The organism is Mesorhizobium sp. (assembly GCF_041661565.1).
Classification (GTDB): Bacteria; Pseudomonadota; Alphaproteobacteria; order Rhizobiales; family Rhizobiaceae; genus Mesorhizobium.
The window spans coordinates 18,328-29,866 of record NZ_JBAZUD010000057.1; the positions used below are offsets into that span (position 1 = coordinate 18,328).

9 protein-coding genes and 1 tRNA gene are annotated in these 11,539 nt (G+C 63.4%); 2 read left to right on the forward strand and 8 right to left on the reverse strand.

Annotated features, from left to right (window positions below; translation table 11 throughout):
• Positions 1–13 precede the first annotated feature (13 nt).
• Both WC739_RS12415 and WC739_RS12420 read right to left on the reverse strand, forming a co-directional pair.
• Complete coding sequence (locus WC739_RS12415) at positions 14–748, reverse strand: SDR family NAD(P)-dependent oxidoreductase (protein ID WP_372953329.1); 735 nt, start codon at positions 746–748, stop codon at positions 14–16.
• Between the two features lie 32 nt (positions 749–780).
• Positions 781–1,530, reverse strand: coding sequence for an SDR family NAD(P)-dependent oxidoreductase (locus WC739_RS12420; protein ID WP_372953330.1), 750 nt, complete (start codon positions 1,528–1,530; stop codon positions 781–783).
• Between the two features lie 294 nt (positions 1,531–1,824).
• Between WC739_RS12420 and WC739_RS12425 the strand changes: the two genes are divergently transcribed.
• A complete protein-coding gene (locus WC739_RS12425; protein WP_372953331.1) occupies positions 1,825–3,318 on the forward strand; it encodes an aldehyde dehydrogenase in 1,494 nt (497 codons plus the stop codon).
• Between the two features lie 142 nt (positions 3,319–3,460).
• Here the strand turns inward: WC739_RS12425 and WC739_RS12430 are convergent, their stop codons facing one another.
• From WC739_RS12430 to tcuA, 4 genes are all read right to left on the reverse strand, one after another.
• Positions 3,461–5,338: a flavin-containing monooxygenase gene (locus WC739_RS12430; RefSeq protein WP_372953332.1), complete on the reverse strand. Its 1,878-nt coding sequence runs from the start codon at positions 5,336–5,338 to the stop codon at positions 3,461–3,463.
• Between the two features lie 103 nt (positions 5,339–5,441).
• Complete coding sequence (locus tag WC739_RS12435; RefSeq protein ID WP_372953333.1) at positions 5,442–6,155, reverse strand: 4-carboxy-4-hydroxy-2-oxoadipate aldolase/oxaloacetate decarboxylase; 714 nt, start codon at positions 6,153–6,155, stop codon at positions 5,442–5,444.
• A gap of 123 nt (positions 6,156–6,278) precedes the next feature.
• Positions 6,279–7,238, reverse strand: coding sequence for a LysR substrate-binding domain-containing protein (locus tag WC739_RS12440; protein ID WP_372953334.1), 960 nt, complete (start codon positions 7,236–7,238; stop codon positions 6,279–6,281).
• Between the two features lie 120 nt (positions 7,239–7,358).
• On the reverse strand, positions 7,359–8,861 hold the full coding sequence (gene tcuA / locus WC739_RS12445) for an FAD-dependent tricarballylate dehydrogenase TcuA (protein ID WP_372953335.1): 1,503 nt from the start codon (positions 8,859–8,861) through the stop codon (positions 7,359–7,361).
• Positions 8,862–9,126: 265 nt separating this feature from the next.
• On the opposite strand from tcuA, the gene WC739_RS12450 reads away from it, so the two are divergent.
• Positions 9,127–9,211 (forward strand) — tRNA-Leu (locus WC739_RS12450).
• Positions 9,212–9,274: 63 nt separating this feature from the next.
• Here WC739_RS12450 and WC739_RS12455 read toward each other — a convergent pair.
• Positions 9,275–10,555: a GNAT family N-acetyltransferase gene (locus tag WC739_RS12455; RefSeq protein WP_372953336.1), complete on the reverse strand. Its 1,281-nt coding sequence runs from the start codon at positions 10,553–10,555 to the stop codon at positions 9,275–9,277.
• A partial coding sequence (locus WC739_RS12460) for a lipopolysaccharide biosynthesis protein (protein ID WP_372953337.1) occupies positions 10,555–11,539 on the reverse strand: 985 nt, incomplete at its 5' end. The genes WC739_RS12455 and WC739_RS12460, both read right to left, overlap by 1 nt.

An 11,539-nucleotide genomic window follows, 5' to 3' on the forward strand; every position in this document is an offset into this window, starting at 1 on the left:
GGCTTGATCCCGGTCAGGCCGACAGCCCCCCGTCGATAGCCACCTCGGCGCCGGTGATGAAGGCGCTTTCATCGGAGAGAAGAAAAAGCACAAGACTTGCGACATCGTCGGCTGTGCCAGCGCGGCCCAGCGGAATGCTCTTGGCGCGAGCCTCGAAATGTTCGCGCGACATCGCTGCGAGCATCGGCGTGTCGATGAAGGCCGGATGAATGGAGTTGGCCCTGATGTTGCGCGGCGCAAGCTCGACCGCCGCCGTCTTGGTCATGCCGCGAACGGCCCACTTGGTCGCCGTGTAGGCGATGCCCTTGGTGCCACGCAGGCCCGCCAGGGAAGACGCATTGACGATCGATGCGCCGGCGGGCGCGGCGGCCTTCTGAACGAAGCGTATTCCCAGGAAGGTGCCGAGCTGGTTGATGCGCATGTTGCGGTCGAAGAATGCTGCGTCGGTGTCTTCGATGAGACGCGGATCGTAGATGCCGGCATTGTTGACCAAGCCGTGCACCCCACCCTCGGCAATGCAGGTTTCGGCGAGGCTGCTCCATTCATCCTCGCTGGTCACGTCATGGCGCACAAATCGTGCCCTGGAGCCCAGTTCGGACGCAAGGGCTTGGCCGTCGCTCTCGCGCACGTCGCTGACGATGATCCTGGCACCTTCTTGGCACGCCTGCCTGGCGACCTCCGCGCCAATCCCGCCGGCCGCACCTGTGATGACGATCAGCCGACCGTCCAACCTTTTGTTCCTGTCCAAGGCAAATTCTCCCAAAGAAAGCACAGCGGATACTAAGCGGCCGTCGCTCCCGCGCTCCAGCCCCCGTCAACCACCAGGATGTGTCCATTGATGAAGCCCGCGTCCGCGGATGCCAGGAACGCGATGGCCGCCGCGACATCGTCGGGCCGGCCGAGGCGGGGCCACGGGGTTCCATCCTTCCAGATGCGCCTGTGGCCGGCATCCGACTTCAGTTTTTCGGCGGTCAGATCGGTTTCAATCAATCCGGGGGCGACCGCGTTGCACCGGATGCCGCGCGGGCCATACTCCGCCGCCACCTGCCGGGTCAGTCCGGCCAGCGCAGCCTTGCTGGCGGTGTATGCCGACGTGCCGGGCGTGGCCCTGATGCACAGGACAGAAGCCACCTGCACGATGATCGATCCCGGCTGCATGACCCGCAGGGCCTCGCGCGTTAACCGGAAGGCGGCGGTGAAGTTGACGTCCATGATTTGCGCCAGGTTGCCGTCGTCCGTCTCGGCCACGGATTTCGCGCCGGAGATCCCGGCATTGTTGACGAGGAGCCCGAGACCGCCGAAATGCCCGACGGCCTTTGCGACCACCTCCGACGGCATGGAGGGATCCGCCAGGTCGCACTGGACGGCAAGCACGCGATCTTCTGTCGCCGCGTCGATCCCGACGACCGGTTCGCGGTCGACAGCGACCACGGACCACCCTGCTGCGAGCAGGCGGTTCATCGTCGCGCGCCCGATCCCGCGCGCGGCGCCGGTAACGATGGCAGCGGGATGGGGAGAGGTGGGGATCATGGCGTGGCTCCAGATGGTGCCCGACCTTACAGGCGCGGCATGGCCTGTCGAAGATGCCAGTCATATCGATTGCTCATCCTGCTATGGAAACAGGGTCATGGATTCGTGCCTCCAGGGGCCGCAGGACCGAGCCGGTGGGAACCCGCGGCCTCCAGCCGGTGCCGTTGCATAACCGCGGATTATAAGGGCTCGCCAGACGTTCTTGTCCGGTCTGCAGGCGCCGAACCATAATGCGGCGGCACGTGCGGGACAAAGATCGTTTCCGGCCACAGTCAGGACGTCAGAGGATCATCAATGGAAAACGCCGAACGGTTGCCCAGCTACGATCTCTACATTGGCGGCCGATGGGCCCCCTGCGGGGCCGGGGAGCGGTTTCCAACCTTCAACCCGTTCACGCGCCAGCCCTGGGCAATGATCTCGCAGGCGGATGCATCGGATGTGGAAAGCGCGATTGCCGCCGCGCGCAGCGCCTACGAGACCAGCTGGCGCGCCACAAGCGGCCTGGAACGGGCGAAGCTTCTGTTCAAGCTCGCCGACCTCGTCGAGGCTTCGGCCGATCGCATCGGGATTCTGGAGACCACCGACAACGGCAAGGTCATCCGCGAAACCACGGGCCAGGCCCGCTACCTGGCGCGCGTGCTGCGCTTCTACGCGGGATATGCCGACAAACTCTGGGGCAAGGTCATTCCGCTGGATCGCGGCGATGTCTTCGACTATGCGACCCGCGAGTCGCTGGGCGTCGTCGGACTGATCATCGCCTGGAATTCGCCAATGGCGATGCTTGGCAACAAGGCGGCCGCCGCCCTGGCGGCCGGCAATTGCGTTGTGGTGAAGCCTTCCGAACACGCCTCGGTCACAACGCTGGAATTGTGCAGGCTGGTTGAAGAAGCGGGGTTCCCGGCGGGTGTCTTCAACGTCGTGACGGGAGACGCCAGGACGGGAGATGCATTGGCCAACGCCAAAGGTCTGGACAAGATCAGCTTCACCGGCAGCGGAACGGCGGGGCGGCTGGTGGCCGCCGCGGCGGGACGAACGCTCACTCCCGTCATCCTCGAGCTCGGCGGAAAGTCGCCCAACATCATATTTGCCGACGCCGACCTGAACAAGGCCTGCACGGGCGCCTTTGCCGGCATTTTCGGCGCAACCGGCCAGACCTGCATCGCCGGATCGCGACTTTTGGTGCAGCGCTCCGTCTACGATGAAGTCGTGTCGAATATCGTCAAGCGGGCGCCCGGCATCCAACTCGGCAATCCACTGAAGCAGGAAACCGAGATGGGAACGGTGGCCAATGAGCCGCAGTTCAACCGGATCATCGAGTATATTGCGTCGGCGAAGTCAGAGGGCGCCTCATTGATGACAGGCGGCGGCCGTGCCACGGGCGATGGTCTCGAAGACGGCCTTTTCATAGAGCCGACTGTCTTTGCCGAGGTCAGCAACGACATGCGGCTGGCGCAGGAGGAAATATTCGGCCCCGTGCTGGCGATCATCCCCTTCGACAGCGAGGATGAGGCGATCGCGATCGCCAACGGAACCAGCTTCGGATTGGCGTCCGGCATCTGGACGCGGGACATCAACCGCGCCATGCGGGTCTCGCGCGCGATGCGCAGCGGTCTGGTCTGGATCAACACCTACCGTGCCGTCGCGGCGCAGATGCCGTTCGGCGGCGTCAAGGACAGCGGCTTCGGACGGGAGCGCGGCGAAGAAGGCCTGATGGAATTCCTGACGTCGAAGAACGTCATGATCAACTATTCGGACGACGAGCGCGATCCCTTCGCGATCCAGACCTGAGGGAGGCCCGTCGCCGCCCGGCCAAAGCCGCGGGATTTCTTGCCACGGCAACCGGCGGCCAGCGGGGATGGAGCCGTTCCTTGCGGAGGCCGCAGGCCCACCCGGCAAAGCCGGGCGGGGCCAGTAGCGGCTGCAAGCCCCTTCACGCCATCTTGTAGTCGGCGGGATCGAAGCGGCGGGTACGCTGCCAGTAGTCGACCAGCCGCCAGGGTGAATTCGTCGCGATCCTGCCACGGCTGTTCTTGAACCAGTTGTTTACGCCGGGCGCACTCCAGACCGTGCGTGTCAACAGCGCGTCGAGCTCCCCATTATATGCATCGCAGACCTCGCGGCGGACCTCTATTTCGCGGGATTTGCTCAAGGCCAGATGGCTGATGGCCGAAGCGATGTATCGCGCCTGGCACTCGATCTGGAAGATGACGCTGCCGCCATGGCCGAGATTTGTGTTCGGACCATACATGACGAAGAAATTGGGAAAGCCGGGCACCGTCAGGCCGAGATAGGCGTGTGGGTCGTCGCCGGCCCAGGCTGTCTGCAGGTCGAGGCCGTCCCGACCGCTAATTGGCACGTTGTGGAGCATCCGGGTCGCCTTGAAACCGGTTGCAAGCACGATGACATCAACCGGGTGGCGGGTGCCGCTGGTGGTTACTACGGCGTCCGGCTCGATGTGGCTCACCCCCTCGTCGACCAGTTCGACGTTGTCGCGCTTCAGCATTTCATACCAGCCGAAATCGATTGGTATGCGCTTGGCCATCGGAGGATAGTCCGGGAGCGATTTTTCGAGCAGGTCGGGGCGATCCGCGAGCTTGTCCTTGATGTAGGCGGTAAACAACTCGCGCAGCCCATCATTCTGCGGCGACGGGCGCAGGCCGTTCGGGCCGGCCTCCATCATCAACGCAGGATAAAGTCGGTCTCCGAACTGCCAGAACAGCGTCAGCCTGTACCATTTGAGGTAGTCCGGCACGTTGGCATAGGCCCAGCCGTCGCCTTCCTTGACCGGCTGGTGATACAGCGGACGGGACGACAGCCATTGGGGCGACCGCTGGAAGACGGTGAGCTTGGAAACCGACGGCGCCAAGGTAGGGCCAGCCTGGACCGCGGATGCGCCGGAGCCGATAATAGCGATGCGCTTGTTCTCGACAGCGAGGTCGGATGGCCATCGCGCTGTATGGGCGACATCGCCGGCAAAGCTGTCCAGCCCCTTGATGTCCGGGAGCGAGGGGACGTTAAGCTGACCCAGCGCGCTGACGACAATATCTGCGTCTTCGTCAACCATCTTGCCAGAGCCGCTGTCGATGGTCAGTCGCCAGCCGCGGCGCGCCGCATCATAGCTCGCCGCGGAAACCGCCGAGCCGAACCGGATGTGCGGTCGCAGGTCGAACCGATCGATGCAGTCCTCGATATAGGTCAGCAACTCGGGCTGCTTGCTGAAATATCGCTTCCATTGCGGGTTGAGGGCAAAGGAATAGCTGTAGATATGGCTCGACGTGTCGACGCCACAGCCGGGATAGCGGTTGTCGTACCAGGTCCCGCCAGGCCCCTCGTTCTTTTCGTAGATCGTGAAGGGTATGCCAGCCTTCTTCAAATAGACCGCCACACCGATGCCCGACAGGCCGGCGCCAATGATGGCCACATGGGGCGCGCCATTGCCGATCGCGGGCGACAGGTCGGGCTGATAGTGCCGTCGCGGCCATAGGGCCGACTCCTCCATCAGCATGTCGACATACTCATCCGGCACGGCCACGCCAGTTGCAAAATCGATGATGCGGCGCCATTTCGGATCGGCCGGAAGCAGCGGCGGTACATCGGGCTGGGCCATATGCTCAAGCACGCGCAAATGCAGAACACCGCACAGGTGCGCCGGTAGGTCGTCACGCGTCCGGTTGGCCCGGAGAGCATAGGGCATCGCTTCGTCCAGCAACCCCTTGTCTGCTCCGCGCGAAGCGAGCGAGGCGATCAGCAGAAACGGGTCGGCCAGGTCGATCTGCCGATGCGGCAAAACTTGGTCAATGATTGTCATATGCGATTATCCGTTTTCCTCATTCGCGCCTTGGCGCTGGTTAGCGATCCTCGGCGGGCCGGTGTGGCCCAATCGTGCCCGCCCGGAAGCGGTCGAGGAACCATCACTTCGATGGCGCCGGCAACGACCAATCGACCAGATCCTCGTGTTCGACGATCTTGCCCCGCAGAAGCTTGGCCAGATCCTGGCGGCCTTGAAACGGATCGACAGGCAGGTCGCCTTCCGCCGGCACGGACTGTCGTTCGTGCCGGTCTCGTTCCTTGCAAAGGGCGAGCACCGATTGAGCTTCCCCCAACGGCACCACCACCACGCCATCGTCATCCCCGATCACGATGTCGCCGGGGCGTACAACAATGCCGCCGACATGCACGGGGACATTGATCGATCCAGGCGTGTTCTTTTGCGGGGCCCGCGGCGAGACCCCTTTGCAGAAAATCGGGAACCGATCACGCCGCAGTTCGCGGGCGTCCCGGACGGAACCGCTCATGACGGCGCCCACGCCGCCGCGCGATCGCATGAGCATGGCGCTGCGGTGGCCGAAGCAACCGGTGTCGTAATTGCCGTCGTCGATGACCAGAATGTCGCCGGGCTGGACCATTTCCAACGCGCGATGCGTCATGATGTTGTCGCCCGGATAGCACAGGACGGTCAGGGCCACGCCGGCCATGCTGATCTCATGGTAGAGAGGCTGGATCGATGCGTCGACGGCTCCATGCCGGCCAAGACAATCCGATATGGTGGCGGTGGGCAGGAGGGAGAACTCCCTCACGAGCTCTGCCGATGGACGCACCACCTGGCGATAGACATGGCCGTACATTTGTCCTCCCTTTCGGCCATGATCCTAGCGTCGATTCGCTCGCGCGCGCAGACCGTTTTGATCATGCTGCTATTCCCACGGACCGCATGCGTCCCCGACTGACAGGTGGGAAAACGATGAAGATCAGGGCGCTTCGCGTTCGCCTGATGTCGGCTTCTCGCCAGTGTCTTCGCGAGCGTCCAGAATCTTGCGGCGTGTCAGCGTCGGCGAGAGGATGTTCATGAAATCGAGATCGATTTTCCGGATATAGGCGCTCTTGCGAAATGAGACGTAAGCGATGCTGGAAGAAAACAGATTGCTTACGTCCCGCGCCTCCAGGTCGCCGTCATGGAGGGGATCAACGGCGATCGAAGCAAGGATGGCAATTCCAAGTCCGATTTCCACATACGTCTTGGCGACGTCCGAATCGACGCCGGAAAACTGGATCTTCGGCTTGATGCCCGCCTGCATGAAAGTTTCGAGGATTGTCCATCCGCCGCTTCGGAAATTGTCGTGGGCAATGATCGGATAATCGGCGAGCGCCTCCAGGCTGATCTTATCCAGACTTAGGATAGGGTGGCCTTTGCGGGCGATGACGCTGCGGGTGATCGTGAAGCACGGCAGGCGCACGAGTCCCAACACCGTTTTCATGCTGTCGGTGGCGACCGCGATGTCGGCGTGCCCCGCCTGAACATAATCGAAAACCTCGGTGGGTTTTCCTTGCATGAGGCCGACATGGACTGTCGGATGTTTCTGCATGAAGGTCTTGACCACACGGGGCAGCACGTAGCGCGCAAAAGTGTGCGTGGTGGCGATCGTCAGCTTGCCGCCGCTTTCGCCATTGTAGTCGCTGCGCACCTTCTTGATGTCGCTGATCCCGGAAAGAACCACCTCCGCGATCTTGATCACTTCCTTTCCCGCCTCGGTAATGCCGACGATGCGGTTGCGGGTTCGCTCGAAGATGTCGAAACCCAACTCAAGTTCCAGGAGTCTGATCTGCTTGCTGATTCCAGGTTGCGACGTGTGCAGGATTTCAGCGGCAGCTGAAATGTGATTCCCCGACCGGTAGACTTCCAGGATGTATCGAAGTTGGTGAAGCTGCATCGCGACGATCCTTTGCTATCCACCTGCCATGCCGATGGGACGGGACTGTCCGGAGCCTACGTTAAGGCTTCGCGACGGCAAAGGCTGGAGGGAGCCTAATGTGCGGCGCAGTCATGCTTATTACGCGGCCGTCGACTGTCGCCGGCTGGCCTGTGCGGCGCTGCGTCCCGCAAGCCTGCCGAAAACGGATCCGCTCGTGAGGCCGGTCGAGCCGGGGTAATTAAAGTAAAACAGGCCGCCAACCATCTCGCCGGCAGTGTACAGGCCAGGCATGGGCCGATTGTTGCGGTCCATGACCTGGCCTTCCGTGGTGATCTTGAGGCCGCCGAAGGTGAACGTGATCCCACATGTCACGGCGTACGCCTCGAATGGCGCGTTTTCGAGCGGGATGGCCCAGTTGGACTTCGGGACAGTCAGTCCCGTGGTGCCGCGGCCGTCCCTTATCGCCGGGTTGAATTGGACGTCACGCTTCACCGCGGCATTGAAGGCGCGGATGGTTTCGACGAGCTGCGACACGTTGACGTCGCCCATTTTGGCCGCCAACTCCTCGATCGTGTCGGCTGCCACCTTCGTGACGCGACGCGCCCGGTATTCCGGCCGCAGCAGATGCGTAACGGACGAATCGAAGATCTGCCATGCAAACTGGCCTGGCTGCTTCATCACGATGTGGCCGTACTTGGCATAGGTATAGTTGCGGATGTCGGCGCCCTCGTCGAGGAAGCGCTTGCCCTCTCCATTCACCATGATCGAGAACGGATAACTGTCGCGCTCATAGTCGTCGGTGGTGGAGAAGTCGCCGAAATCTCCGGCATACCTCTCCCAGCTCACGGCATGACATCCCGACCAGTTGCCGCAGGGCTGGGCCCCGATCCGCAGCGCCATCTCCAGCCCGTCTCCGGTGTTGTACCTGCTGCCGCGGACCTTCGCGAGGTCCCAGCCCGGGCCAAGATATTTCGTGCGCCATTCGGTATTTGCTTCGAAGCCGCCGCAGGCGAGTATCACGCTGCGCGCCCTGATGCTGGTTGTCTCCCCTGCGACCTGAGCGACCACGCCGTGCACGCCGGCGTCCGACGAGATCAACTCACGTGCCCAGGCGTCGTAGACAATGTCGACGCCCTTTCGAGCCGCGATCCTGAAGAGGTGATCGACCATGCCCCGGCCGCCGCCGGAAACGGCGAGGGTCGCGCCGCCCCAGAACTTGTGGCGGCCGTCGACCTTGAAAGATTGACGCCCAAACTGCGGCAGGAACCTGAGTCCCTGTTCCTTCAGCCAGCGCATCGTCGGGTTGCTCTGACGAACCAGGATCTCGCACAGATCGGGATCGGTGCGATTTTCCGTGACCCTGGCCATGTCGTTGAAGAAATCGTCCTCGGTGTAGACGCCGAAGTCGCTGTTCTTCTCGTCCTCGCTCAGGTCGGGCGAGAGTGCCAGTATGTCGTCCGGTCCATTGTACGCGAACCGCATCAGGCCTTCGGTGTAAGCGGTGTTTCCCCCACGCTCATCTTCCGGGGAACGTTCAAGGAGCAAAACGCGAGCTTGTTCGTTGGCCGCCGAGATAGCGGCGCATAGAGCCGCGTTTCCCCCACCGACGACGATTACATCGTACTCAACGTTGAAATCCACTGAAGCCCTCTCACTAATCCGTTAGGCACAAATCTCCCTACATCCGGAATTGCCGACCCGATAAGAACCCCTGATCATTGCAGTATGAGACGAACGCCGTGCGAGCTGCTCGCGCCTAGGGCCTTCGTCAGCGAATGACACTTCACGAGTTTCGCTGGGAAATCGCTCTGGACTTCATGGAATGGCTTGTGGCATACGCGGCTCAGAAGCCGCCCAGGCCGTCCCGGTGTCTCGCAACACCACGAACGGACTCGGTGGGCAGTATGCGGGTGTGGTGGAATTGGTAGACGCGCTGGACTCAAAATCCAGTTCCGAGAGGAGTGCCGGTTCGACCCCGGCCACCCGCACCACCTAAAGTATCAGCTGCGCAATGCTCGGCCTGACCAGCAGCCGGTCGGTCGCTTGGCTGGTCTTCAGCGCCTCTTCAACAAGCTCTTCATCCGGTTGCGCAGCAGGCGGGCCATGTTGCGGGTCTCGCGGTAGAGATGCAGCTGCGAGGCGGCCTGGCGGGTGAGGCGGTCGGCGTCGGGTTTCAACCCGATCACCAGCGTTCCCATCGGCTTGCGCTCGCTCCACAGCCGGCTCATCACCGGATGGTCGGGCACGGCGCAGGAATCGGTCATCATGATGTTGGGGTCGTCGAGGTGCTGCTTGGTCACTTCGATCATCAGCAGCGTGCCGGGCGAATAGGCCGACAGCGTCTCGTCATAGGCGGTCTTCCAGGTGTAGGCGACGCCGGCTTCGACGAACACGATCAGGGAGGCGATGGTGCGGCCGTCGAGCGTCAGCGAATGGATGCGGCACATGTCCTGTTCGGCCAGCCGGTGCACGGCCTCGCGGGCGAAGGCAGCGCGGTAGCGGTCGATCGCCATGGCCGTGCGCTCGCGCCCTTTCCAGCCCGCCGCTTCCAGCGTCAGGAAACTCTCGATGGCATGGCGGATCTCGTCTTGACCGCGCGCCACGACATGCTCGAGCGCGCCGAGGTCGGCAAGGCGCCGTTTCAGGCGGCGGAACTCGCGATAGTGGTGCGGGCGCAGCGAGGCCTTCAGGTAGTCGTCGCCGTCGAGCCCGCTCTCCAGCATCGGGCGCTGGGTCTGGCCGGTGGTGACCAGCGTCAGGCCGCGCGTCTCGGCCACGGTAGCGAACAGGCTGGCGGCCGGGCCGTCAAGCCTCATGTCGGGCAGGACGAACACTTTCGGCAGCTTGAGGTGCGGCCGCGACAGCATCGAGAAGAAGTCCTCGACGACGCCGACCGGGTCGTCGCGATCGACCAGGGGCGTGCCGAGCGGGCCGAACGGGCTTGCCCATGTGCGCATGACCGGCACGCCGAGCGGCACTACCGGCCGCTCCACCGAGAACGGCACCAGCAGGCGCAGCCGGTTGCGGTATTCGTTGCCGTCGCGGATGACGGCCAGCTGGACCTCGCGATCCTCCAGCCGGGGCATGGCCGGCGCCAGGAAGCGCGGGTTGAAGAAGACGTTCGATTCGATCGTGCGGGTGCACAGATAGTCCAGTTCCTCGACCAGGTCGAAGCCGGCCGATGCCGGGTAGATGGCGAGCTTGCGCTCGGGGCGGTTGTTGGCGAGGATCTCGATATGGGCCGGGTCGGCGTCGCGGGCCAGCCCGGCAAGGCCGGACACCATGGCGCCGGCGGTGCCGCCGCTGGTTTCCTCGAGCAACGGGACTGCGGCCATCACGCGGCTCCCTTGGCCGGCACGAAGATGAGCATGACGATGCCAAGCTTGCGCCAGACCGTGAAGGACAGCGCGCTGGCCTCGAAGATCATCGCGAAGGCGGTGGCCATGGCCGCGCCCCACAGGCCGAAAAGCGGGATCAGCACCACGTTGAGGCCGATGTTGAAGGCCAGCGTCAAGGCGTAGACCGCCGCACAGATGTTCTGGTTGCCGCTCATCGTCAGCAGGCTTTCGCAAGGGCCGACGGCGGCGCGCGCCACGACGCCGAAGACGAGCAGGAACAGCAGCGGATAGCCGCTGGTGAATTCGGGACCGAACAGCACCAGCATCGGCCGCCCCAGCACCAGAACCAGCACCGCCATCAGCAGCGACGGCCAGAACGTCCACGACACCGTCTCGCGGGCAAAGGCGGCCAGCTTCTCCGGTTCGCCATGGGTGAACTGCGCATAGCGCTGGGCGACGCCGGCCTTGACGGAGAAGTAGACGAAATGCACCAGCGCCAGCGTCTTGACCGTGGCGAAATAGACGGCGACGTCATTGGGCTGGAGATAGGCGCCGACCATCAGCACATCGGCATTGGTGAGCAGGAAGAAGAAGCCCTCGACCAGGAAGATCGGCAGCGACACGATGAACCACTGGGCGAAATGCACCTTTACCGGGCCGGCGGGGATATTGCGGTCCAGGCGCCTGGCGACGCCGATCAGCTGGCCGAGCGTGGTGACATAAGTGGCGCCGATCGCGGCGAGGATCGCGGTCCTTGCATCGGGTGCGTAGCCGGCCAGCAGCATCAGCGCCATGAACAGCAGGATCAGCACCGGCCGCACCAGGTAGGTCGGCGACAGGGCGAACAGCGCCCATGAGTTGGCCCGCGCCAGCCCCTGCGTCAGGTCGGCCAGGGCGATCATCGGCAGGCAGATGACGCCGAGGATGAACGGCACCACGTAGTAGCTTTCGATCCATGGCGCGGCCAGCCAGACGCCGAGC